Below are 25,152 nucleotides of genomic sequence, written 5' to 3'. Positions count from 1 at the left end.
TAGGCTATTTGACCAGTCATCAAAGGGATGGATTGATGTAAATGGTGAGGTGTGAATCCTTCACGCGGGTATGGTTCGTTTCATGAAGGCTATACTTGTTTTATGAAAAGCAGAATTAAAACAATTAATATGAAAGGTTATGAGAAAATTTCATTTAGTAGAAGATAAAACACCAACGCATGCTAATTTAGCTCGCTTCTTGAAGGCCGAAGGATGGACGCCAAGTAAGTTTTCTGCGCTTGCGTCAGTGAATGAGAAGTGGCTCCATTTTTCACCGCTGATTAGTCAAACCTTAGAGTATAAGCATCTGCTTGCGGCATTTCTTCAAGCAAACCATCTCGAATATTTGATGCCAGAGACCTTTTTCATCGATGATGAGACTTGGCCTTCTGTTTTGGCTAATATCAGTAACTCATGGTCTGCCAACACGCCTTGGATATTAAAACCGTCCATGTTAAATAACGGACAACATATTCATATTTTTCATGATCTTAATGCCATTGAGACACATTTTCTTTCCCATAAGCGAATGGGAGGGGCCCAAGTTTTGCAACGTTATATTGTTAAGCCGCAACTTATTCAAGGACCCACTTTGGGGCATAAATTTTCTATTCGAGTATTGTTGGTCTTATCGACACATGCAGGCTCAGCACTTTTTCCGAGTGGCTATGTGAATATTGCCTTAAAACCGTATCAAGAAGATAACTTCAATCAACTGGAGGGTCATCTTACCAATGAGCATCTTAGTGAGGAACGACTTAATGTAGTGCAACGCCTAAGCGATGAAATCGCCATTTTTCAACCTTATAAGATGACTATTATTTCTATTTGCCAACTATTAATAAAGGCATTGAAAAATCAATTTAATCCGATTTGGCAAGATAGCCAGCCGCGAATTGCTTGCTTCGGTTTTGATTTCATGGCTGAAGCAGAGGGGAATAAACTTTGGCTATTGGAAGCAAATCATGGTCCTTGTTTTCCTGTCGATGATTCCCACCCTTTATTTAATATTTTATATCGTCCTTTTTGGCAACAATTAATCAAACGCTTTATTAAGAATGAACCATCCGATTTTATTGGATTGGATTAGGGTAATCATCTCTCGTTTCTTAATGGAAAATATCATAAATCACATTTAACATTTTAGAAGCGGCTATTTCTGACAAATAATCATACTATGAGTAAATAATGATTAACGATAAATCTCTCGACATCGAACTATTTTAACTATTTTACTGCCACAATAGATGGAATCTACCCAACGATTGCCCAGGATCCGAAGAATTCTCTTCGCTTTCGACCACTTTATTCAAGCTATCACTAATGATCGAATATAATTGACTATTAGAAGCTGTTCCCCACCGATTATATTCATCTGCAATTTTTTGCTGAGCCTCTCGTAATGCAATCAATTTTTCTAAATTACTTAAACTATCATTTTGTAATTGGTTGATTAAGTGCGTAGCCATTCCCACTTTTTTATTTGGGTGTGCCCTAAACATTGAATAACCATAACCGGACATACTCGCAACGTAATGTTTTAAATGAGTCACTGCTTTTTGGGGATCAAAGCCTTGAGAGAACTCTTCTAACATTTTGAGTTCGAATTTGAGTTGAGTTAATGAGGCAAACTCTTCTTTTGTGCAATCTAGTTTTTCTGGATTGAATTGGGCAAAAATAATTTGACGCAGTTTGTCAGATTCGAACAAATCAGCAATTTCTTGCAGTTCCGAAATTGTAGAAACAAAAGAATCAAAAGGAACTTTTGATAAAAGGCGTTCGTGTGTGTTACTGGGCATCAAAGCCAAGCATTGTTTGAATAGATCTTTTGAGTGAATAAGAGAGAGAAACCTCTGGAGTACTTTTAATTTAGAATTGTTTCCCGTTTTTTGTAATAGAGAAATTAGTGCATCGCCATCTTTAATTTCATCCTTAAACTGCAAAAAAAATTGTTCTAATAGAGCAGATTGAATCGCATCATGATTGCTCCAGGCGACATAGTGTGTAGTCCATTCTTTAAAGGAGGTAATGCGACTGCTCAGCTCATCGGCCATGATACGATGTACTACTGCTGTGTCATAGCTCAGTAAAAATTCATGAAATGAAGTGTAATTATCGGGATTTAACCACTGATATAAATTCGGCTTAACAAATGCTAGAACCTTCTTTTGTTGGTTGCCGTAGTGAAAAAGTGCTTGCAGAATCTGGCATGTATTATCATAACTGTTGAGCAGTACCGGATATTTATCTTCTAGGGATGCAAACACTTCATCAAGTAAGTCAGCACTTACAGTTTCTCCTAACTGCAAAAAGTCCTGGCAGGAAGTAATAGACGCTGCCAGCTGTTCTGCATATTTTTTTCTCAAACTACTTTTTGCTGGCTCTTCTAGTTTGACGATTAATCTTTGATATTTATCCTTAGTATTATATTCTTGGATAAGTGCTTTAAATTGCGCATCAACAATGAGTTGTTGCTGTTCTTTTGTGAACAGATGGATAAGCCTATGAATTGTCGCAACTGTGTTGAGGTCAGCAAAACGAGGCTGAACACAGGCTGCCACTTCCTTAAAAAGTTTGGGATGATCTGCCAAAAGGATGAAATCCTGAAAACTCTGAATAAACGGTTCTATAAAAGTGGCTGCTTCTATATCATGATATTCTGAACTTTTTCGGATTAATTCAATCAATTGATCAAGCAATCCCTGATCATCACCATCTAACATTTGGGGACGATGTGTTAAGGCTTCTAATACCTCATCTAACAATGGATTCAGGGACGGTAAGACCTCTTTCGGTTGAGCATTGATGGGAACTTTATAGAGATCTGGATATTGATTAAGGAATTCAAAGAGGCAATTGGAGATTTGATGAGCGCAAGGAAAAATGTCTTCTTGCTGTTGTCGAATAAACTCTTCATCAGTGAGCACACAATCCTTATGGCGAACAAATAAAGCCAATAAGTAACTCTCAAGAGTCAGATGGGCACGGCCGAAACTTTTAAGGTTGAGTTGTCTAATTGGCGTTTTGTGATCTAAATCTGTATTTTCGGGTAAACTGAGATCTTGGGAGAGCAGGCGCCAAAGTTCATAAAAAGTTTTAATTGCTCCGGCGAGAACCTCGTTATCCGCCCATTCCTCACTGCCTGAATCAGCAACTGACGCTTTTCTGAGCTCCAAAGCTAATTGATGTAGCGCAAAACCGATTGAATTATTATCATATTTTTGACGGTGTTGTTTCTTTAATACTTGAATAAATATTTCACTGGCCTTGCCAGCAACCTGTTCTAGATTGAGCATATCTCTACCGCCCAATTGATAGACCACTTGGTTTGCTGGAGGTTGGAAATCAGCAATCACGAGATCGCTATTCACTTTTGCCGTTTGGAATATTTCTGCTATAGGTATCAGTTTGGTATAAGCTTGATTGGTAATATAATTTTCAAGTTCAAAATGTCCCTCTTGTTCTGTTTCAAGTTTGAGATCAGCACTTTCTCGATTGAAACCAACAAGACCAGGCATTAAAATCCGACATATTGCCTCTTTAGGACCCGCGATGGCTTCTGCTATTTTAAGACAGAACTGGTTAGCAGGTAAAAAAGGATGGCGAGTATAGGCTAGATTCGATTTTTTCAGCAATCCCCAACGCGTTTTAAAATAGTTCCTGATGATTTTGGCGTCTTTATCAAGAGAAGAATCCTCATCCCGCCCCTGGATTAATTGAGTAAAAAAGGAAAAGGTAAATGCAGACTCTTGCTGCATAATCTTGAGTGTTTTCGCATCCAGGCCAGGAGAAAAAATTGCCTCTTGATTTTGATAGACAGTGAGCAGTTCTTTTAATTGTTTTACGGTAAGCATAGAGTCGGGACCAAAAAATATGTTGGGCCAACTATAAATTAATCTGCTTCTTTTTTTCAATGAAAAAGTTTATCGCTAGGGTATAGGCGTAAATTGTTCCCTCAGTACTCTTCTATTTATATTTTAAGATGTGCTCTAGGTTTACTTCCTTGTTACTCTGACTGACCTTAGCATCAAAAATAAATAATCAGAACTGTACGATATAAAATTTCATCTCGGCTTAGATAATTAAAACCTTAGCCCCAGGATTGGCTTTTACCCAATTAGCCACATACTCGATATGGGTATTTTTACCAACAGCAATGCATCCACGCGTTGAGTAAGGTAAGTTGTTTAACCAACTTAACCATCCAGAAGACTGAGTGGGCCCATGGATTCCTACATCTCTACCTGTATATCCTGCAGCTGATTGCTTTGCAGTCGGATAGAGAATTGGAATAAAGACTTTAAATTGATTGGATTTTCTTGGATGGGCTAACCCATATAAACCAATGGGAGTTTTATTATCACCCGCTTTCTTTTTACCGACGCCTTTATAGCCGAGAGCGACTTTAAAGGTCTTAATTACAGTGCCGTTTTTACAAATAGCTAAAGTTCGCGTTTTGGTATGTACATTGATTCCGTTTGATAATGGACAAGTCGATGTACCAGCGAATAAAACGACAGGGAAAAAAATAGAGATCATTAAAAGAATTGCTTTTATTTTCATACAATCAGACGAATATTGGTTAAATTGGACAATAATTATCCCACAATATTACTTTTATTCCTAGGGTTGGCGGGTTAAATCTTATAGGGGCTGATACTTTTGATTTTCAAGCCAGGAATTTTCATTTAAAGTATGGCTCCGAAATGGTCGGGATGCTTGATGATTTCCCTTTGGGTATGAACATATTTTTAAAGAGGGTACTTTAGTTTTCTGATAAGCCTTATTACCCGTTATTACTCACTTATGGAGAAGAAATATTTTGCTCAATGACTATTTTTATCTAAGATTCTGTAGATTTTCAATTCTGGTTCTATTGATACTAATATGTAGCGGAAACATTACCAATAGCTTCTTATTAAAAGTTGGATTTAAAGAAAATGATACCAGAAATAGTCTTATAAGGATGATGAATGGAGATGCTCATAAACCTTTTGTCTATCGCTCTCTTTTACCGAAAGGGATAAAATGGTTTACTGAGCAATTGAGTTTGGATACTCAACAAAAGTTATTTCAATCAATTAACAGAAAAGATTCTCTCCGATCACATTATTTTTCAACACTGTCTATGGGTTCTTGGACCCCAGTGATTGCGATCACTTACAATCTCATGTATTTGATTATTGTTTTCGCGACCATAGGGATTCTTTTTATTGTTTATCTCTTAGGACGCATGCATCATTTGAATTTTGGTGAAGCTTTAGTTTGTATGATTAGCTTCAGCTTATTGTATCCTTTGACCTTTCAAAATTATGGTTATTATTATGATTTTATAGAATTGCTCGGTATATTTTGTGCCTGTTATTTCGTACTGAAGCAACAGAGAATTATGTGTACGGTGTGTATTGCGGTTTTTTCATTTAATAAAGAAACATTTTTTTTGGTACCACTTGCCCTGTTTTTTCTTCATCCAGAACAGGTTACTTTAAAGACACGGATCATCGATTTGGCATTGCAGTTGCTTATTTGTTTTGCCAGCCGTTTTTATATCATGAGTGGTTATGAGGCTAATATTGGAAATTTCGTTGAATATCACTTTCGTGAAAATATGTCGTTCTGGACGAAACCAGCCAATTTCTTTAAATTTTATAATGTAGTCGCTAAAGGAGTGCATACTCCAAGTCTGCAAAATCCATTCATTGCTCTACCTTTATTTATTTTTTTTAAACACTCCTGGAATGAGTCGCCACAAAGATATCGTAATTACTTCTGGGCTGCTTTTTTACCGCTAATCCCTTTATTTATCTGCTTTGGTTTTAAAGATGAGGTGAGGGTGTTTTCATTAGCTTTTCCAGCAATTACCTTAATTACGCTACATGGTGTCACTAAATTTAATGAAATATTTTCTGGATTAAGCAAAACTGTACGCGTGGTTAGTGAAAGTAACTTGCTTTAATAATTAAGCCATAAAGCCATTAAAAGTTTAAACGTTTAGGGGTCTTTGGAAAAGAAATTAATTTCTTTTCGGTTCTCCTTATCAGTTGTTCCTTTTTCCCAAGAAATTGATCTACCTGAAGTTTTAAAGACTCATTTTCAAGGCGCAATTTTGAGAGCTCTGGCGATAATTTATCAATTACCTGAAACTGAAAATTATTTTCCCTAAAAAAGTTTGAGCCAGCTTGCTATCGCTTACTAGCGAAGTCAATGTTGCTATTAAATCTTTTTTATCCAAATGATGCTTAAAAAATATCAGCGTTTTATCCAGAGAATCAATAATATCGCGTAATAAAAAGCATGCATTTGATAATTTATTATACTTGTACGATAATATACTATTGGAGCAGTAATGCAGTTAGGCTGCATTGTTAGATGCAGATTGAATATGTCATCACTTAGTTACTCTTCTTGATTTAATTTTAGCTGCTGCATTACAAAACTCTGACAGTAATGAGTGGAGTGATCAAATGCTTGTTGAAATTCTATCACGTGCCCAATTTGGTTTTAGCATCGGATTTCATATTTTATTTCCAACATTGAATTTGGGGTTGGCTTTATTTTTGGTCATCATGGAATTCTTTTGGCTTAAAACCAAAAATACAGTTTATCTTGAAATTTGCAAATTTTGGACCAAGATTTTTGCACTTACTTTTGGAATGGGGGTTGTTTCAGGCATTGTCCTGGCCTATCAAATCGGAACAAATTTTGGTCCGTTTATAACCCAGTTCGGCAATGTCTTGGGTGCATTATTCGCCTATGAAACTCTAACCGCCTTTTTTCTTGAAGCAGGTTTTTTGGGAGTCATGCTCTTTGGTTGGAAAAGAGTACCACCGCTACTGCATTTTATTGCAACCTTTCTTGTTGCCATTGGTACAACCATATCTGCATTTTGGATTATGTCAGCAAATTCGTGGATGCAAACCCCTAGCGGGTATGAGTTAATTGATGGGAAGTACGTAGTCGCTAGCTGGTGGGCAGTGGTGATGAACCCATCATTTATTTCGCGTTTTATCCATATGATTCTCGCCTCTTATGTGACAACTTCCTTTGTCATCATGGGTGTAGCCTCTTATTATTTGCTTCGCAAAAAATCAGTGGAGACAGCAAAGAAAACGATGTCTTTTGCACTTTGGGCCGCTTTGATTCTTGTTCCTGTTCAAATTGGTGTTGGTGATGTTGTGGGCCTCAAGGTTAAAGAATATCAACCGCTTAAAACAGCGGCCATGGAGGGGCTTTGGCATACTCAAAACGGGGCTCCTTTAGTATTGTTTGCTTGGCCTTCTCAGGCACAACAACAAAATAACTATGCTATTGAAATTCCAAAACTTGCAAGTCTTATCAATACGCATGATTGGGATGGAAAAATGGTTGGTTTAGACTCTGTGCCACCTGACCAACAACCCAGAGTTGCACCAGTATTTTTCTCATTTAGAATTATGGTCGGCATTGGACTTCTGATGTTCGCAACAGCTGTTGTTGGAATGTTTCTGCGTTACAAGAACAAAGTTTATGTGGCAAAATGGTTCCACTATTGGTGTTTTGTACTGACACCGCTCGGTTTTATAGCCAGTATTTCCGGATGGCTCACAGCTGAAATTGGAAGACAGCCATGGGTAGTTTATGGGTTATTAAAAACCCATGATGCCGTCTCTGCAATCAGTGTCGAAGATGTGATTATCTCTTTTGTTCTGCTTGTTCTTGCTTACGGAGTTGTCTTTGGGTTTTATCTGTATTATTTATTGAAACTCATTCGTTTAGGTCCTGAAGTCATTGAGGAAGAACGAGTCGAAGATCATGCATTTCAATACATGACTGATTTAAATGTGGAGAAAAAATAATGCTTCCACTTATATTTGCTGTATTACTTGCCTTTATTGTTGTCATGTATGTCATCTTAGATGGTTTTGACTTAGGGATAGGAATTTTATTTCCTTTTACCAGTAGCGAAGGCGAAAGGGATAAGATGATGAATTCAATTGCTCCAGTATGGGATGGGAATGAAACCTGGCTTGTTTTTGGTGGCGCCATACTTTATGGCGGATTTCCGCTGGTTTATGGGGCTCTTTTGCCCGTTCTTTATATCCCTATCATGTTCATGTTAATCGCTTTGATTTTTCGTGGAGTTAGCTTTGAATTTCGATTTAAAGCGGATAAATCCAAACCTATATGGAATTGGTTATTCACGATTGGTTCGATTGCCGCTGCATTTTTTCAAGGAGTCATCTTGGGATGTTTTGTTCAAGGGTTTTCAATGAATCCTCAGACTATGGCAATTATTCAGTCCACATGGTTAACTCCTTTTAGCTTATTTACCGGTGTTGCTCTAATATGTGGTTATGGGCTTCTTGGCGCGACATGGATGATTATCAAAAGCAGGGGCAAACTTCAGAGTAAAATGGTCCACTATGCCCGAGGCTTACTGATTGCTGTGAGTTTCTTTTTAGTATTTGTTAGCATCTGGACCCCATTGCACAGCACTGAAGTCTTCAATCGCTGGTATCAATTTCCCAATTTTTTATGGTTAAGTCCACTTCCTTTAATTACCGCATGTGCCATTTTTCTAGCTTGGAGAAACTTATCTTTAAATTCTTATGACGAACGCAAGCCTTTTATTTACAGCATTATCATTTTTTTGTGTTCTTATATCGGTATAGCTATTAGTGTTTATCCTTATTTGATTCCACGTCAGATTACCATTTGGGAGGCTGCAGCCCCATCTTCGACTCTTATATTTATATTGGTCGGTGTGGCTATCATGTTACCCATATTGCTTGCATATACCTTATATGCCTATTTTCTTTTTAGAGGTAAAACAGAAGGACATTACCATTAGGTGATTGTCAATGCATCAGCAAAATTGCAGCTATAATTTAGCTAATACCCTATTATGAGGAATAGAATCATGGTACATCAAACACGCGAAGATTTTATTAATCAGGCCAAGAGTGGTTCTAAAGCCATTGCTCTGATTTACTCACCAATTGAACTTCATGAATATATTGTGGAAATTATTGCTAAAAATTCTGATGAATTTATTCATAAAGGAAAAGAACTATGGCATTTCAACTCTATTGACGAGGCAATGTCCCGCGCTGCAGAATATGGGGCAGAAGAATTTTTTCTGTGTGCTGATAATACTTACGATGAATGTGGATCCGAACGTGGGCCACAGACTTTTGATTACATACCTCTTTATTCAAAGGCTAAGCACGCCAAAAATAATTAGTCATTGAATTGATGTATGTTTTCGATTTAAAAAATTAGGGATTAATTTGATGAAGTCTTTAGGAGCTTTGATACAGAATTGGATTGTGAACAAAAATAACTACAATCCTAACGAACCATTAAACAATACAATCGATTGGATTCGTGCGATTCCTTTTATTTTGGTTAACCTGAGCTGTTTACTGATTTTCTATGTGCATTTCAGTTGGATTGCCTTGAGTGTCGCAGTGATTCTCTATGTTTTTCGTTTGTTTACCATTGGTGCTTTTTATCATCGATATTTCTCACACAAGGCATTCAAAACCAATCGCTTTTGGCAATTCATTTTTGCAGCCCTTGCAGGAACCTCAGCCCAACGCGGTCCTCTTTGGTGGGCAGCGCATCACAGGCAGCACCATATGGTCTCTGATACCCCGGAGGATGCACACTCCCCAGTACAACACGGGTTTTGGTGGAGTCATGTAGGTTGGTTTCTTACTAAAAAACATTACCATTATAATCCGGAGCGAGTTAGAGATTTGGAGCAATATCCAGAACTCGTTTTTCTCGAGCGTTATGACATTCTAATGCCAGCATTATTGTTTTTTGCTCTTTTTGTGACCGGTTGGATTCTTCAGACTTATGCACCACAATGGAACACCGGTATCGGTGAAATGTTGGTTTGGGGCTTCAGCGTTTCCTTGGTAGCATTATTTAATACAACCGTAATCATTAATTCCCTGTGTCATGTATATGGTACAAGACGTTATGAAACGTCGGATAACAGTAAAAATAATCTGTTTTTTGCTCTCATTACGCTTGGTGAAGGTTGGCATAATAACCACCATCATTACCCCGCATCGGCGCGTCAGGGGTTTCGATGGTGGGAAATTGATATCACTTATTACCTAATCAAACTTTTAGAACTCATGGGTATCGTCTGGGATGTTAAACCAGTGCCCAAATCTTTATTAGAGCAGAATTTAGCTAAAAACTAGCTATCCATAGGGGAACGACAATGAAACTTATAGGACTCTTTTTCTTAACAATGGTATGTATCTTTGTGTTGGATATGATTTGGTTGGGCATCATTGCGAAATCGGTTTATGCCCAAAACATCGGTATGTTGTTACGAAAATCGGGTACAGGCATGGCTCCTATTTGGTGGGCTGCAGCAGTTGTTTATGTGTGCATCGCATTAGGGATCGTTTATTTCGTCTTGCCCGGCGCACAAGGGAATTACATGCTGGCTCTCGCTGGTGGAGTAATCCTGGGATTTGTAACCTATGGGATCTATGATTTCACCAACTACTCAATCCTTGCGAACTGGCCTTTGAAAATCACAATAATCGATTTTATTTGGGGCATGGTCTTATGTGGACTGAGTAGTTTATTTGCTGCCTTCATTCAGAACCGCTTTTTTTCTTAAACCAAGGAAAAAACATTGAAGTTTGCTTTTGGTAATAAATATATTTTTGTCCCCGTGATTTTATGGAGCCTCTTTCGGTCATGGGGCCTGTCATACGTGTAAAAATAACATAAAGCATCAAAGGGGAAAGTAAGCCTAGGTATCCATTATTGGACTGTATCGCAAATAAAGCGAATCCCATCCAGCTTAACCAATCAAAAAAATAATTAGGATGACGTGAATAATTCCATAAACCTTTGTTACACACTTCCCCTTTATGTCGTATTTTAAAACGTTGCAATTGTAAATCTGCTATAGTCTCTCCCATTATTCCCACTGTAATTATGCAAAATGCAAGGATATCGATCATGGTAATATGAGTCAGTCCTGATTTGCTAATTAGTAAAAATACACTTGAAATGATTAGGATGAGCAGCCCCTGGAGTTGAAAGTTAAGAAAAAAACCAAGAGAGGGGCTAATTTTCCAATTGGTACTGAGTTCAATATAGCGCTTATCTACATGTCCTTTTCTTATTCGCGTGTACCATAGATAAAATGCAAGGCGTAAAGCCCATAAAATGAGAAGAGAGCCAATAATTAGAGTACGAAAACTTAAAGGGGTTAAGCCTAAATAGATTAAACCTGAAACCATTAATCCTAATGACCATGAGACATCAACAACAGAAGGATTCTTTAGAATACGATACAAACCCCACATAAAACTCATTTGTAAAAAAAGATAAATCACTACAATGCTGATAGAATACATTAATTATCACCCTTTATCTTTTGATAACAGTACACGCAAAATGGCAATACAATTGACCAAACCGCCCCGATGAAAAGGCAAGTCGTATTGCTGCCATAAGGAAAAAAAGCAGCCCCTAAGCTTGCACCAATGCGAAATGCCAAGGCAAAACCTACGCATGACAAAAAGCCGAGTAAAAATAGGTGATCAAATAGGTTACTTAATGTGGCATATAAAACAACCGTAAAACTTATCCATATTGTTATCATCCAAGGGGAAGTAAAATAGGGGGAAAAAGGGTTTGCTGAATAAATGACTATTCCTTTATAAACCAGGGCACTGTCAATTAGAGTACTTATAGAGATGACTATTACTAATAAAAGCCATAGCCCTTCTAGCGTTCTTCCCGTTTGATGTTGCCAGTACAACTGCAACATAACACAAGCAACCACAATCAGAGCGCTTATCCATGCATATCCTTGAGCAGCTAGCGTGATGCAAGTGAACCAAGCAACATAATAAGCAGTTGTGTGAATGAGGTAATGTAATGTATTCATCGTCTTTTTCGCCACAAGGCATGAATATCGCTGATGTAATTGGTCTGAAAACCAGCAGCACAATAACAAAAATAGAACTCCCAAGTGCGAATAAAAGATTCAGTAAATCCTTGTGCTAAAATCTCGTTTTTATTGGTTAATAAGTTTTTATGCCAATCATTCAAGGTAGAGACATAATGATGGCCTATGTCTTCTAATGAAAGCAATTGCAGTGTTGTTTTGTTGGCAATTGATTTACTTATGGAATACACAGAGGGCAGGCAACCCCCAGGGAAAATGTATTTCTTAATAAAATCAACCTCATTTTTTGCTGCTTCATAGGCTTGATCATTAATTACAATTGCCTGTAAGAAAAATAAACCTCCAGGTTTTAATAGCTGATGGCATTGCTGAAAAAATGTATCAAAATATTTATGCCCAACGGCCTCAATCATCTCGATTGAAACGACTTTATCATATTGTCCGGACAGTTTTCTGTAGTCCTCTTTTAATAATTTAATCTGATGATTTAAGCCCAATTGATTTATTTTTTCATTGACATAGAGGTATTGTTTTTCTGAAATCGTCGTTGTCGTTACCTTACATCCATATTCTTTAGCGGCAAAACATGCAAATCCACCCCATCCGGTACCTATTTCCAAAATATGGTCACTGGGTTTTAGTTGCAATGCGTTACAAATGGCCCGAATTTTATTCTGAGATGCTTCCTCCAAACTTATATCCGATGGCTTATAAAGAGCGCATGAGTACATCATCGATGGGTCGAGAATTAATTTAAAAAAATCATTTCCTAAGTCGTAATGAGCTAGAATATTCTCCTTAGCGCGACGAATCGAGTTCATTTTTAATTTATAGTTTATTGTTCTCATGAAACTAAAAAAACGGGCGATGGGACTCTCAATCTGATTGAAGAGGGCGTCATTTTTAATAATCATCGCAATTAATTTTTGTAGGTCATCTGTATCCCAATAACCATCAATGTAACTTGCTCCGGCACCAACAGAGCCTTCCATGAGAATGGATTTATAGGCTTTGGGGTGGTTGATGGTGATGTTGGCAATTGAATCATTTTTCTCTTTTTCATTACCAAAAACATAGCTACCATTCACGTCATGGACTTTAATGGAACCGTGGGTGATGCCATTTAATAACGTGAAAAAAATTTTTTTGGAAAGTCTTGAGCCTTGAGTAGCTAAATGATTATTTTTGTCCATTCGATGTCCTTTTATTAGAGCTTGGATGTGCATGAAATGGAACACCCTTAATCCATAATTTTAATGCTTGCCAATAAATTGCTGCTGAAACTTTGTATGTTATTAAAGGATAATGCCAAAATACTTTTTTAATGGAGCAATTATCTTGGGCTTTTAACATTAATGTTGCATCAAAATCCTTTTTTCCTTCAATATGATTTTCCATATGAACCACAATTTTTTCTTTATTTAGTTTCAAATTGAGGTGATAGGAATAATTCATCGACATAAAGGGGGAGACATGCAGTTCTTTTTGAAATTGATACGAATAAATTTCATTTTTAGGTTGGGCTGAATACTCCAACACATAATTATGCCGTTCTCCCCAGGGAGTATTGGTGACCTCCAAAATTAAATAATCCAAATTTTGATTTGCCTCATCAAAAATAAAATAAATACTGATGGGGTTAAAGCAATATCCTAAACAACTCAGTTGGGTTAATAAATAGATTTTTCCCTTTGGGTAAGTTCCATATCGATTCATCACCAATTGGCGAGCGTATTCATCAAGAGGGATAGTCGATTCATTAAGATAATTTTTGCGTTTCAATGAAAACCAATTAAACTTCTCTATGGAAACCTGTTTGATGTCTTTGAAGGTATTATTTATCTGAGCTAAATCAAAGCAGAACATAAATAACTTATATGAAAACTGATGCTTTTTTGGAAAAAAGCGGCGATGTCGTACATGTCCTGTAAAAATGAGATGGTTCATCATCTAGGTTCCTAGCAGCTTACAGGTATTGATCGCACTATTGACCCCGTCCTCATGAAAGCCATAACCCCAATAACTTCCAACATAGTATGTATTATTCATCCCATTAATCAAATTAATTTGCTTTTGAGCTTTTAAAGCAGACACAGTCAAGCAGGGATGCGCGTAGTTGAATGTTTGGATTATTTGATTTTCCGCAATTTCATTCGAAAGATTAACTGATACAAAAAAATCATGGTTGGAATGAATGGATTGCAATCGATTCATGTAATAAGTTAGTGTAGGAGCAGCGCTTTGGTTATCGAGGTAATTCCAACTTGCCCAAGCCCTTTTATTTTTTGGCATTACATTTTTGTCTTTATGAAGAACTACTTCATTTTCAGTATATTTTATTGCCGATAAAATATTGATTTCTTCAGGAGTAGGTTTCTCGAGCATGGTTAACGCTTGATCACTATGAGTAGCGCATACGACCGCATCAAAGACGTGCTCTTCAGAGTTGACTATTATCTTAATCTTATTCGTTTCTCGTATTATTCGCTCTACTTTGGAGTTTAAGTACACTTGATCTTTAAGCCGCTCAAGCATCGGTGTAATATAGTTTTTTGAGCCTTGTTTGATAACATACCACAGCGGTCGATTAAACAAATCAAGAAGTCCATGATTGTTATAAAATTGTAAGATAAAGATAGCAGAACAATTTAGGGTATCTTCTTTATTTTTAGACCAAATAGCAGCCATCATTGGAATGAGATAACATTCTCTAAATTGTTCTGAGTAGTTGTTTTCCTTGATAAAGTCATTGATGGTTATTTCGAGATCATTGGTTCGAGCTAAGAATTTTTTTGCATCAGCATTAAATAAAATGATGTCTTTGATTAGGTGATAAAAGTCTAATTTAAAAAGGTTTCGACGATCTGAAAAAAGAGTATTTAAATTATGACCACTGTACTCAAGCCCCCTATGATCGGCGCGATAACTAAAACTCATTTCACTGGTTTGAGTTGCTACATTTAACTCTTCAAGCAATTTACAAAAATTGGGGTATGTTCTTTTGTTAAAAACGATAAACCCGGTATCAATCGAGTACACAGTTTCTTCGGTTTCGACCGATAGAGTATGTGTATGACCACCAAGATAATCGTTGGCCTCAAATAAGGAAACATCATGGTTTTTGCTTAAAACATAGGAACTCGTTAAACCAGAAATTCCTGAGCCAATTACTGCAATCCTTTTTTTCAAAAAAAATTCCTTTTTCATCAGATTGTTTGGTAATTTATGTGAATGAAGAAACTTTGGCAAGGGTATTTTGCTCAAGGAGTTATAGGTAGCTATATAGGCCCCACGCTTATTGGTGCCGCAAAGCGAAATCAGTTGCAGAATGCCGTACTTATGGAATATTGTAACTCTTAAGGGAAGAATGATCTCTCTGCATGCAATCATGCTGAATCAGATTATTGCAATAGCTTAAAAAATAAAAAAGTGCACTCACAAGAGTGAAAGATTAGTTTGAGTGGATTTACAATTAAAATAATTAATACCGCGGACGGACGGGATAATCAGATAAGGACTCATAAATGAAAAAGCTCACTTTGACCACTACTGGTGGTAACCCGATTGGTGATAATCAAAATGCTTTAACTGCTGGAGCCAGAGGGCCTCTTTTACTTCAAGATTACCAATTAATTGAAAAATTGGCGCACCAGAATCGAGAGCGAATACCCGAGCGTGTAGTTCATGCTAAAGGGTGGGGTGCGTATGGCGTTTTAACAGTGACCCATGATATCACTGCCTACACAAAAGCTGATTTATTTTCAGAAGTAGGAAAGAAAACAGAATTAATTACACGCTTTTCAACAGTGGCTGGCGAAATGGGGGCTGCAGATGCTGAGCGAGATGTGCGTGGATTTTCAGTAAAGTTCTATACACAGCAAGGTAATTGGGATCTTGTAGGTAATAATACTCCAGTATTCTTCATTCGTGACCCTTATAAATTTCCAGATTTTATTCATACACAAAAAAGACACCCCAAAACCAATCTTCGTTCACCGACAGCAATGTGGGATTTCTGGTCCTTATCGCCTGAAAGTCTTCACCAAGTTACCATTTTATTTTCAGATAGAGGGTTACCTCAATCCGTTCGCTTTATGGATGGTTTTGGTTCTCATACTTTCAGTTTTATAAATAAAAAAAATGAGCGATTTTGGGTCAAATTTCATTGTAAAACCATGCAAGGGCATAAACATTGGACCAATGCACAAGCCGCTGAGGTGATAGGTCGTACAAGGGAGTCGACTCAGGAAGATTTATTCCAAGCCATCGCCCAAGGTGATTATCCAAGATGGCGGTTTTGTGTGCAAATTATGACTGAAGATCAGGCGAATAGTTTAGAATACAATCCCTTCGATCTTACCAAAGTTTGGTCACAGCGTGATTTTCCGTTAATTGACGTGGGAGTTTTAGAGCTGAATCGAAATCCTGAGAATTATTTTGCTGAAATCGAACAACTTGCATTTTCCCCTTCCAATATTGTTCCTGGAATTGGTTTTTCTCCAGATAAAATGTTGCAGGCGCGTATTTTTTCATATGCAGATGCACACCGTTATCGAATAGGGACCCATTACGAATCATTACCGGTTAATGCCCCAAAATGTCCTGTACATCATTATCACAAGGATGGTTCATTACGCTTTTACGATAATAATACAGAGTACTCCGAAGCTTATTACGAGCCGAACAGTTTTTCGGGGCCAAAGGAAGATCCGAAATACAACGAGCCACCTTTGCCTATCAACGGAGATGTCGATCGATATGATCGACACCAGGATCCTGATGATTATAGCCAGCCAAGAAAATTATTCCATTTGTTTAATCAAGAACAAAAGCAAAGACTCTATGCAAACATAGCCGAAAGCATGGAGAGCGTTCCTGATTTCATTATTGAGCGGCAAATTAAATTATTTGATCAAGTCGATAAAGAATATGGAGCTGGTGTACGAAACGCGTTGAAGCATCGAGCGAAATGAAGATCAAATAACTGAAGCACGCATTAATGTTGAGGTTATAGATCCTATTCAATCTGAATCAAACGGAGGGCTTTTTGAGATCTTAGGTGAAGATAAAGATGTCAAAAAGCCTCATTTACGCCCAAGACAATCCTTGTGACATTGAGTCCCAAAGTACTCTAATATTTTATTTAAGTCATTCATCCTTAAAGGGCTTAGAATTAATTTATTTTTCGCACATTAACTTTTCGTCCTTTTAATTTTCCACTTTGTAAATATTGGTACGCTTGATCTGCTTGGCTGTTGTGAATGGCAACATAGGAGTACATGGGGGTGATGTTAATTTTGCCAATGGTGTTGCCTGCTAATCCTGCATCTTTGGTTAATGCCCCAAGGATGTCACCGGGGCGAATTTTATCTTTTTTACCGGAAGCAAGACATAGTGTAACCATTTCTGGAGTTAACAGAGTAGGGCTTTTATTTTTTAGTTCATCAATGTTTCCCCAATGAATAGGTTGCGGTTGATTGTCTTCAATGACGCAAATTCGTTGCGCATCTGCTGGTGTTGTAATATTTAAGGCAATGCCTTTACTTCCTGCTCGTCCAGTTCGACCAATACGATGAATATGGACGTCGTTATCAAAAGCAAGATCAAAATTAATCACTGCAGAAAGTTCCTTTATATCAAGTCCTCGTGCTGCAACATCAGTGGCGACAAGAATGGAGCAACTTTGGTTGGCAAAACGCAAGACAGCAAGATCACGATCGGCTTGCTCCATATCTCCATTTAAAGCGAGGGCACAGAAGCCTTCGTGTATCAGTTGGTCTGTTACTTCCATTGTTTGTTGCTTGGTATTACAGAATATTAATGTTGATACGGGGCGATAGTGCAGCAGTAATGATTTTAATAAGGGATATTTCTGAGCTTGTTTTGAGACTTCGTAAAAATGTTGTTCGATATCCGTTTCTTCAGGAGGGGTTTCTACACGAACTTCTTTGGGGTCTTTCATAAATTGTTTTGAAAGTTGTTTGATTTCTTCAGGATAAGTCGCAGAAAAAAGTAGAGTCTGCCGTTGTTTGGAACAAACCGAAATAATGTTTTTAATGTCATCAAGAAAACCCATATCCAGCATTCTGTCTGCCTCATCTAAAACCAAAGTTTTTACCTGAGATAAGTCTAAAGAGACGTTTTTTAAATGCTTAAGAACTCTTCCCGGTGTTCCTACAATGATATGAGCTCCATGTCGTAAAGAATCAAGCTGAGGCTTCATTGGTATACCACCAGATAAATTAATAATTTTGACATTAGGGATGAAACAGGCTAATCGACGAATCGCTTGACTTACTTGTTCGGCTAGTTCACGAGTAGGGCAAAGAACTAAGGCTTGTACTCCAAAAAAAGAAATTTTTAAATTATTTAATAAGGACAAAGCAAAAGCAGCGGTCTTTCCACTTCCTGTTTTTGCTTGAGCAATAATATCTTCATTTCGAAGAATTATGGGCAGGCTGTGCATTTGAATAGAGGTCATATTTTCATAATTTGAAGAAGCAAGGCTCTTTATTAATTCTTCTCGAAGAGGGAGCTGAGTGAATGATAGGTTTTGGGAAGTCTGTTCTGTTTGAGTCATGGAGCTTTCTCTCTGTGCTTAATTGACATTAGGTATGATCTCACTGGGCGTCATGTTTTTACCAACTAATTTTTTCCATAACTTTTTTTCTCTTATGATAAATGCCGTCAGTTGAAACTTTGTGAATAAAATACTTTGATATATAGATGTAAAAAATAAAAAAATGCTATTTATTTAAATGCCTGTAGAGGCGAATTTAGCCGGAAATCGGTCAAGAATTAAAAACTACCGTACGAGGGTTTAAATGAATAAAACGACGATTTGGAGAGTATAAAAAGAGACATTTTCTAGCTCGGGCTAGGGTACTATTTTTTAAGTTTATAAGTCAATCCTATTGATGAGTATTGGGTGTTAATCTATTCTATCAATATTTATTGTTACTTTTTTGCCTTTCTGATATTGTTAAAACATCCTCTCTGTGCAATAATTCAACAAAATGCGCGCAAATATGTTTTCTAAATGAATATTATATTTTTCCAGGCCTTAAATCCAGCTTCCACCAACTTAGGAGTTAGTAACACTAATCCTGAACTAGTTATTTGTAAGAAGCCAGAGATTGCAGCTCCAAATAGAAAAATGTATGAGCGGAACATCGATAACAGCATTACTCTCTCTTCTCGAGAAAGACATTCATTTCAATTTCCATCTTTGGAAGTTATTGATATCCTTAGAATAGCTACAACTCCTCCAGACCCCCAAACCTTTGAATTCTTTTCCCTAGTCTGTAATTAGTTAAGTCTCACCTGGACTGTTGAGAGTACTTACATTACTTAAGACGGCATAGCTGGTGGTCTTTTTGAAAAGCTACCTGTTTCTTCAAGTCAATTTTCATATAGCGTGTAACATTATTGAGTATAAAAATAACAACAATATCAATAAGTTGTCAAAAAGATTGAAGAATGGCGTAATTTAGGTTCATAAGCTGAAAAGAGAATATGGTGTAAAAGGTGGGCTAAATGGTCTTAATACTTTCACAAGATTCAATTCATGGTTCTTATTTATGTTTAAAGTAACGAAATTTTTAACATACTACTATGCAAACTAACTATTAGCGGGATTCATATGAAAGACAAAGAGCTGAGAAAAAATTTATTAAACAAATGTATTGAGATTAAAGATTCAATTAATCGAAAAATTCCTTTGCCAGCGAATCGATATGAAGAGTTTGAACAGATTGAGCGTAGCAAAATAAAAGCGTATGAAGAGGCCAGAAGGGCAAGAACTCCAAGAGATGAGCAATTAGAGTCGTGCATATACGAAATGGAGTATCTGGAAGTTCATGATAAGAAGTCCGAGGAGCATGAACGCTATGTAAAACAAAAGCAAATCGAGAACCATATTTTTGAGTCTATTAATGAGCGTTTTAAGGAATTTTGTCTCGATAAGCAGGTAAAATCGCCGCACAATCTAACTCCTAATCAGAGGCAAAGTTTCAAGCAAATTATTCTCAAACAGTCTTCTATTTTATGCCAACAAATTGCAAGAACACTAAAACTGCTGGGAAGAGGAAGCAGTGATATTAGCCTCACTGAAATGGATGACTATCTTGAAAAAAATGCTGAATCTTTCATACAAATTTTATGTCAAGGAGAAGAGTTAACTATTAACGATAAAGAATTAGCTTATCGATTTAAAAAAACTCTTGAATTGACCGAACATCGAGATGCCTTTCAAAAGCAATTTAACCGAGAAAATGCTCTACTTCTTCAAGGAAAGAGTGATAAAAAGGTTAGAGAAGCAATCCAAAAATCAACTCTATTTGCCACCGCAGAATATTTTGATAGGCCAGAAATCAGTACGGGTTTTTGTGAGGAACATACCGCCATTGCCCTTAAAAGATTATATGATGAATATTTAATTGATAGTAATACAACCGTTGAAAAAATTACTATTGATTATCTTGATGATGAAGGTAACCCGGCAGATGGCCATACTTTTTTAGTCCTTGACCGTAATCCCGATAGCCCTCTCAATGACATCAGCCAATGGGAGGGGATCCTTTTAGACCCATGGAATGGGATCGCTTGTCTTACAGAGGACTATCACTCCTTACCTTATTTTTATATCTCCTATCCCAAAGGGGCAAAATGGGAGTCCATCCAATTTACGGAGGATGATTATACCCTACGTTCTGCAATCCGGGATGCAAATAAATATTATCAGATGACAGGGAACGGCGACATAGAAAAACGTAGGCCACTGGTGATGGAAGAACATCAGTTGCACTCGTTGGATGAAGTAGGACTTGAAGAAACCAAAACATTTCTTAATGAACTGATTAATAAATTACGCCCTCCTAATTTCGAAGAGTCCATTGACATTTTTATTACAACGACAGGCGATAAATTGGTTAATACGCTGGCCGGACTTCCTAAACCCGCGGTTGTCATTCACAGTGATTTTCTTAAGCAAATGCAAAATGGCGTTTATACAGTTGAAGAATTAGAGTTCGCTTTAGCCAATGAGTTACTTTACATGAAACACGAAGGGGTTGGAATTTATTATAAAATTTCAGCCAGTGAACAATTCAAACTCGATAAACTAACGATTGAACAGTGTCATAATATAACAGCAGGTATTAGTTACTTAAGGAAAAGCATTCACTTTCAAGAGCAACATCAATGGGATGTTAGTCATGTCCATCAATCTTATTTGGTTCATGATTATCAACTTGCATTGGCCGATTATCATCAACGTATTAAAAATTTGTTAACCTTGTTGGCTATCAAAGAAAATGAACGCAATGAAAAACAACACTCGTCTTTGCCAAATACTATTTTAAAAGCGGTCGCTCCGATTCAACGTGAAATTTTCTTTAAAAAAGAATGTGATGCATGTCAGAGTACCGTAGCGAAACTTAAGTTTTTAAAATCCAAATTAGCAGAGCTAACCGTTGAGTTATTACCCTATGAAATAACCTCTAGTGTTGGAATTAAGGTTCGGGATTTCTGCCAGATTTTGTATGCGATGGACATTAATTTAAATGATGCGGAAGTGAAAAAAACAGCGGAAGAATTGATTGAACGGGCTTTTAACTTGCGAATCCCTGCCTTTGAACAAATTTATCTGGCTCTTGTCCATCAACATTTCACTGGTCGAAACTATTTGAATAGTAACGTCCAACTACCTCCACTTGGACCTTTCAGGGTCTTAAACGATGCCTTTGATGCGTTTGTTAAAGCAAAAAGTTTTGAGGAAGCGAGAGAGGCAGCTGAGTCACTCAAAGCGTTACAAGAAAACCTCACCGATCATCTTAAGCATCCGCAGGGACGAGCAAGACTTCATAGCTATCAATTTGAGGAAATCCATCAGCGCATGCCTGTCGGAAACGAACGATTTTTTGGTTCAGTTATTGGTCAGCATATTAAGTGGAATACTTTTGCACCGCAAAATAAGGTTACAGAGGTGCCTTGGTCGAGTCATCTTGCATGGGCAGAAAAAGATGAGAGTTCTATTATTGCCGAGACACTATGGCGCCTTGGCGTTACTGGTGATCACAACGTATGGTCTTTATTGCCTGACAAAAAACTATTGTCTTTCGTCCTTGATTATGATGAGACCAAACCTATTACTACATTGCCCCCAGAGCTTGATTCCTATAATGGTTATTATAGTGAGGCTATATTGACGTTTTTATCGGATAAGGTGATTAAGAACTTTAACGTCAACTTCGAGATGTTTTTTAGTGGGGCCTCTTTTGATGAGAAATTGAAACAATATTATGATTTGAATTGGCCCGTATTAATCAAACCTTCAGAAGATAAGGCTCGCAATATTGACAATATAGCCATTCAATTTTTGCTGAATGAATTTACCAATATAGCCATCAATGGAACTCCAGAGGAGCAAGCCGTTGTGAAAAGCTTTTTTCTGGGACGAGAAGATAAACGAGATCTGGAGCACTTGTTACAGGCTTCAAATGAAGTAAAATCGACCTTACATTATAATGCTGCCTATGTTCAATTTGTTATTAATCAGCAATTTCAGGACAAAAAATTTGATTTATTTACCACGGAAGAACAACTGAAATTTCTTAGAGCGAGCTCAATGAGTTTGTATGAAATTCCACCTCAGGCATTTATTCATATTTTTCGCTTGCCTTTTGACTCATTCAGTCTTGATTGTTTGGGGCAGTTACTTCCTTTAACTAATAAAACAATTGAGAATTGGCTGCTGGTCTATTCTATAGCAGCTATCTTTTTGCAGGAACATATCCAACAATATGGAAATTATGAGGTATTAAGCAAAGAGACAATAGCCTTACTCAAACTTGCTATTCAGTTTGTGCCTAATCCTGTCGAGCGTGCTTGCCTATTTAAATCATTCCTCTGGAATTTACCTCAAGAAACCAGTGGAACAAACCATTTAACAGCTAATGATTTAATCCTTATTTATCGTATGTTTGATTCGCAACTGCTCTTTCCCTCCCCAGAGGTGCAAGAGCATTTTGCTCGGCTGGTTATCCAACGGATAAAAGAGATATCAGATCCCGATGAGCGTATCCAGGCATTGGAAGAACTTCTCTTTGTAGAAAATGCAATCACTCTCCCGATTAGCTCTATTTCTCTGCGTAATGAAGCCATTGAGCAATTAGTCAAAGACCTAAGAAATAAATATGGTCAGGATGACCAATCTCAGAAATACAGAGAAAAGATGATCGCTGTGATTGATCATCTGTATAAAAATATGGCAAAACGTGATGTCACATTAATGCTTTCACTATTGGCCAATAGCATCGAGTCACAGTGGGAAGTGACTGAACATTTAGGTATTTTGTTGGAGCCTGATAAATATTTATCGACTAATCAACAGGAAAAGATCGATTTTTCTATTAGTAGCCTCGCCGCAGCTTCTCGAAAACTAAGCGAAGACAAAAACGACATCAAGGAATTTTTGGAATTTATTTCTTCTCCTATCAGTCGTCAAACAACAGAAAAATTTTCCAGTTATTTATTAAGCCATCAAAAAATAAACGACCTTGCAAAGCTGTTGGGCTACATTGGTAATTTGGAAGAAAGTGAAAATGAAAAACCAGGGACTACTGCGCTCATGCTAAGGACTTTTTACGCGCAGTTCTGGGATGTAAGCCTGGAAGAGCGAGCGGTAATTGTGGATCACTTGCTTATTCCGGCCAGCAAAGTAAAAACAGCTGCTGAGATGGAAGATGCCTACCAAGAAGCCTTTTCCTACGTTGCCCATAAGTTATTCCCGCATGCCGAAACAGATAAAGAAGAAAATTTTGCTTATTCCTTGCTGAAAGCTTATCTGGACTCAGCGGACAAATACATTCGCAGCCATTTGTTAGCAGGAATGTTAGTAGCCACAAATCAGTCGAGTGGGGCTAGGCAATCACCCAGTGCAGGTAAAAAACTAGCCATGCTATGTGAACACATGGGGCCTGCCTATGTGAAACTGGCTCAAGCAGTTCATAGTCATCCGAATACACCTGAGGCTATTCGCCGTGATCTGGATCACTTGAAAGGACGAGCCAATCCACCCCATCGATGGCAATTATGGCGGCTCCTGCGCGAAGTGGTTTCCCGTGACGATCGCAAAATGATTAAACGAGTCGGAGCTCTTTTAGGCTCGGCCTCTTATAACCTAGCTCTGGAAGCAGAGTTAGAAAATGGACAGGATGTGGTGCTATTGATGTTGCGTGAAAATGCAGCAAAAAATGCGCAAGAAGGTTTTATGCACTTGCAAAAGACTATTGAATCTTGCTCGCATATCGATATGGAGCCTATTCGGGACAGCATTTTATCGATTATCCAGGAAGCCAAAGAATTGTCGAAAATTGAAATGGACAGGAAGTTAAGTGAGCAGCAAAACCTGATTGCAGCCAAGCTATATACAGGTTCGATTACAGTGAACGTTGATGATAAACCTCATGCTTTTACCCTAAAACCGGCTCATTTGATTAAAAGTGGCGAAGGCTATCGATTCATCGAGCGTATTTATGGAACCGAATTCAATGAGCTTCCTGACCAAACTCCGGAAGACAAGGAAGTTCGTCGAGCCATTGCTAAAGCAATCATCACGGTAGAGCTTATTAACATTCTTCAGGGTGGTTGTTTTGATTCCGACCGTCATGGTAATCAATTACGGCATCAGAACCATCAGTTGGGTTTATATGATTTCGGTGAAATGTCTTTGCAACCACCCAATGAAGTGGAGTTAAAGCAATTAGCGAAGGTTCTGTCCGACCTTCCCAGAGCGGCATTAAAAAATAGATTGTTTCATACCAACTTTGATCTGCTGTTAACAGAGCATATTCGAAAAGCGCTTAAAGCGGGTGAACCAACCCGCTATTTAATGCGAATACGTAAGGGACTTTTGGCATTACGAGACTTCCAAAAAGAATTATCGACGGAAGAGCTGATGGAGGTGTTAAAGCAGGTTAATGCCAGTGAAGCCATCAATCCCAAAGTTAAAGCCCAGCTAGCCACTGCCATTCGCATGGCTGAATACATGGAGGATAGAAGTAAGGATTATCAGCGTTTTGTTAACAAGGTGGTTTTTTTCAGGAGAAAGGTTGACTCTTTTTTCAAAAGGAATATCCCCCATGAAGAGACGCATCAAGATGGAGCATCATCTGACAATGATAAGCAAATTATTTTGGCTCCTGGAAATTAAAATA

18 protein-coding genes are annotated in these 25,152 nt (G+C 37.6%); 10 read left to right on the top strand and 8 right to left on the bottom strand.

Features of this window, described 5'->3' with window-relative positions:
• Nucleotides 1-139: 139 nt before the first annotated feature.
• The gene (locus EL022_RS13755; RefSeq protein WP_028380028.1) at nt 140-1,090 is read left to right on the top strand and encodes an ATP-grasp domain-containing protein; all 951 of its coding nucleotides are present in this window, start codon (nt 140-142) and stop codon (nt 1,088-1,090) included.
• Nucleotides 1,091-1,232: 142 nt separating this feature from the next.
• Here EL022_RS13755 and EL022_RS13750 read toward each other — a convergent pair whose 3' ends face one another.
• Together EL022_RS13750 and EL022_RS13745 are read right to left on the bottom strand one after the other, a co-directional pair.
• Complete coding sequence (locus tag EL022_RS13750) at nt 1,233-3,854, bottom strand: hypothetical protein (protein ID WP_028380029.1); 2,622 nt, start codon at nt 3,852-3,854, stop codon at nt 1,233-1,235.
• Between the two features lie 220 nt (nt 3,855-4,074).
• Nucleotides 4,075-4,563 (bottom strand): L,D-transpeptidase family protein, encoded by a 489-nt coding sequence (locus EL022_RS13745; RefSeq protein WP_028380030.1) that lies wholly within the window; start codon nt 4,561-4,563, stop codon nt 4,075-4,077.
• Nucleotides 4,564-4,966: 403 nt separating this feature from the next.
• Between EL022_RS13745 and EL022_RS13740 the strand changes: the two genes are divergently transcribed.
• The 6 genes from EL022_RS13740 to EL022_RS13715 all read left to right on the top strand — a co-directional run bounded on the left by EL022_RS13740 (nt 4,967) and on the right by EL022_RS13715 (nt 10,630).
• Complete coding sequence (locus tag EL022_RS13740; RefSeq protein ID WP_126325220.1) at nt 4,967-5,956, top strand: hypothetical protein; 990 nt, start codon at nt 4,967-4,969, stop codon at nt 5,954-5,956.
• 508 nt (nt 5,957-6,464) lie between these two features.
• Entirely contained in the window at nt 6,465-7,835 is a 1,371-nt protein-coding gene (locus EL022_RS13735; protein WP_028380031.1) for a cytochrome ubiquinol oxidase subunit I, read from the top strand.
• Nucleotides 7,835-8,830 (top strand): cytochrome d ubiquinol oxidase subunit II, encoded by a 996-nt coding sequence (cydB, locus tag EL022_RS13730; protein WP_028380032.1) that lies wholly within the window; start codon nt 7,835-7,837, stop codon nt 8,828-8,830. The genes EL022_RS13735 and cydB overlap by 1 nt, the downstream gene beginning before the upstream one ends.
• A gap of 69 nt (nt 8,831-8,899) precedes the next feature.
• The gene (locus EL022_RS13725) at nt 8,900-9,223 is read left to right on the top strand and encodes a hypothetical protein (RefSeq protein WP_028380033.1); all 324 of its coding nucleotides are present in this window, start codon (nt 8,900-8,902) and stop codon (nt 9,221-9,223) included.
• Between the two features lie 49 nt (nt 9,224-9,272).
• Nucleotides 9,273-10,199 (top strand): acyl-CoA desaturase, encoded by a 927-nt coding sequence (locus tag EL022_RS13720; RefSeq protein WP_028380034.1) that lies wholly within the window; start codon nt 9,273-9,275, stop codon nt 10,197-10,199.
• A gap of 20 nt (nt 10,200-10,219) precedes the next feature.
• Entirely contained in the window at nt 10,220-10,630 is a 411-nt protein-coding gene (locus EL022_RS13715; RefSeq protein WP_028380035.1) for a DUF2177 family protein, read from the top strand.
• Here EL022_RS13715 and EL022_RS13710 read toward each other — a convergent pair.
• From EL022_RS13710 to EL022_RS13690, 5 genes are read right to left on the bottom strand one after another with little or no spacing between them, the layout of a single operon-like run.
• Nucleotides 10,605-11,378 carry a DUF1295 domain-containing protein gene (locus EL022_RS13710; protein ID WP_028380036.1) on the bottom strand — a complete coding sequence of 258 codons (774 nt, stop codon included), beginning with the start codon at nt 11,376-11,378 and terminating at the stop codon, nt 10,605-10,607. The genes EL022_RS13715 and EL022_RS13710 overlap by 26 nt on opposite strands.
• Nucleotides 11,378-11,914 carry a DUF2878 domain-containing protein gene (locus EL022_RS13705; protein WP_028380037.1) on the bottom strand — a complete coding sequence of 179 codons (537 nt, stop codon included), beginning with the start codon at nt 11,912-11,914 and terminating at the stop codon, nt 11,378-11,380. Before EL022_RS13705 ends, EL022_RS13710 begins: the two co-directional genes overlap by 1 nt.
• Complete coding sequence (locus EL022_RS13700) at nt 11,911-13,128, bottom strand: SAM-dependent methyltransferase (RefSeq protein ID WP_028380038.1); 1,218 nt, start codon at nt 13,126-13,128, stop codon at nt 11,911-11,913. The genes EL022_RS13705 and EL022_RS13700 overlap by 4 nt, the downstream gene beginning before the upstream one ends.
• Entirely contained in the window at nt 13,115-13,885 is a 771-nt protein-coding gene (locus tag EL022_RS13695) for a DUF1365 domain-containing protein (RefSeq protein ID WP_028380039.1), read from the bottom strand. The genes EL022_RS13700 and EL022_RS13695 overlap by 14 nt, the downstream gene beginning before the upstream one ends.
• Nucleotides 13,886-15,124, bottom strand: coding sequence for an NAD(P)/FAD-dependent oxidoreductase (locus tag EL022_RS13690; RefSeq protein WP_028380040.1), 1,239 nt, complete (start codon nt 15,122-15,124; stop codon nt 13,886-13,888).
• Between the two features lie 42 nt (nt 15,125-15,166).
• Between EL022_RS13690 and EL022_RS16635 the strand changes: the two genes are divergently transcribed.
• Both EL022_RS16635 and EL022_RS13685 read left to right on the top strand, forming a co-directional pair.
• On the top strand, nt 15,167-15,295 hold the full coding sequence (locus EL022_RS16635; protein ID WP_277873293.1) for a hypothetical protein: 129 nt from the start codon (nt 15,167-15,169) through the stop codon (nt 15,293-15,295).
• 164 nt (nt 15,296-15,459) lie between these two features.
• Entirely contained in the window at nt 15,460-16,908 is a 1,449-nt protein-coding gene (locus EL022_RS13685; protein WP_028380041.1) for a catalase, read from the top strand.
• A 200-nt stretch (nt 16,909-17,108) separates the two neighbouring features.
• Here the strand turns inward: EL022_RS13685 and dbpA are convergent, their stop codons facing one another.
• Nucleotides 17,109-18,515 carry an ATP-dependent RNA helicase DbpA gene (dbpA, locus tag EL022_RS13680; RefSeq protein ID WP_028380042.1) on the bottom strand — a complete coding sequence of 469 codons (1,407 nt, stop codon included), beginning with the start codon at nt 18,513-18,515 and terminating at the stop codon, nt 17,109-17,111.
• Nucleotides 18,516-19,577: 1,062 nt separating this feature from the next.
• Between dbpA and EL022_RS13675 the strand changes: the two genes are divergently transcribed.
• Nucleotides 19,578-25,148, top strand: coding sequence for an AarF/UbiB family protein (locus EL022_RS13675; RefSeq protein ID WP_028380043.1), 5,571 nt, complete (start codon nt 19,578-19,580; stop codon nt 25,146-25,148).
• Nucleotides 25,149-25,152: the final 4 nt, after the last annotated feature.

The organism is Legionella cherrii (assembly GCF_900635815.1).
GTDB classification, from domain to species: domain Bacteria; phylum Pseudomonadota; class Gammaproteobacteria; order Legionellales; family Legionellaceae; genus Legionella; species Legionella cherrii.
This window is presented reverse-complemented; position numbering and strand designations above follow the sequence as displayed.

Excerpts from the sequence above, each read along its gene's own strand:
- EL022_RS13755 (WP_028380028.1), top strand. The coding sequence starts at position 140 with ATGAGAAAATTTCATTTAGTAGAAGATAAAACACCAACGCATGCTAAT.
- EL022_RS13750 (WP_028380029.1), bottom strand. The coding sequence starts at position 3,854 with ATGCTTACCGTAAAACAATTAAAAGAACTGCTCACTGTCTATCAAAAT.
- EL022_RS13745 (WP_028380030.1), bottom strand. The coding sequence starts at position 4,563 with ATGAAAATAAAAGCAATTCTTTTAATGATCTCTATTTTTTTCCCTGTC.
- EL022_RS13740 (WP_126325220.1), top strand. The coding sequence starts at position 4,967 with ATGATGAATGGAGATGCTCATAAACCTTTTGTCTATCGCTCTCTTTTA.
- EL022_RS13735 (WP_028380031.1), top strand. The coding sequence starts at position 6,465 with ATGCTTGTTGAAATTCTATCACGTGCCCAATTTGGTTTTAGCATCGGA.
- cydB (WP_028380032.1), top strand. The coding sequence starts at position 7,835 with ATGCTTCCACTTATATTTGCTGTATTACTTGCCTTTATTGTTGTCATG.
- EL022_RS13725 (WP_028380033.1), top strand. The coding sequence starts at position 8,900 with ATGGTACATCAAACACGCGAAGATTTTATTAATCAGGCCAAGAGTGGT.
- EL022_RS13720 (WP_028380034.1), top strand. The coding sequence starts at position 9,273 with ATGAAGTCTTTAGGAGCTTTGATACAGAATTGGATTGTGAACAAAAAT.
- EL022_RS13715 (WP_028380035.1), top strand. The coding sequence starts at position 10,220 with ATGAAACTTATAGGACTCTTTTTCTTAACAATGGTATGTATCTTTGTG.
- EL022_RS13710 (WP_028380036.1), bottom strand. The coding sequence starts at position 11,378 with ATGTATTCTATCAGCATTGTAGTGATTTATCTTTTTTTACAAATGAGT.
- EL022_RS13705 (WP_028380037.1), bottom strand. The coding sequence starts at position 11,914 with ATGAATACATTACATTACCTCATTCACACAACTGCTTATTATGTTGCT.
- EL022_RS13700 (WP_028380038.1), bottom strand. The coding sequence starts at position 13,128 with ATGGACAAAAATAATCATTTAGCTACTCAAGGCTCAAGACTTTCCAAA.
- EL022_RS13695 (WP_028380039.1), bottom strand. The coding sequence starts at position 13,885 with ATGATGAACCATCTCATTTTTACAGGACATGTACGACATCGCCGCTTT.
- EL022_RS16635 (WP_277873293.1), top strand. The coding sequence starts at position 15,167 with ATGAAGAAACTTTGGCAAGGGTATTTTGCTCAAGGAGTTATAGGTAGC.
- EL022_RS13685 (WP_028380041.1), top strand. The coding sequence starts at position 15,460 with ATGAAAAAGCTCACTTTGACCACTACTGGTGGTAACCCGATTGGTGAT.
- dbpA (WP_028380042.1), bottom strand. The coding sequence starts at position 18,515 with ATGACTCAAACAGAACAGACTTCCCAAAACCTATCATTCACTCAGCTC.
- EL022_RS13675 (WP_028380043.1), top strand. The coding sequence starts at position 19,578 with ATGAAAGACAAAGAGCTGAGAAAAAATTTATTAAACAAATGTATTGAG.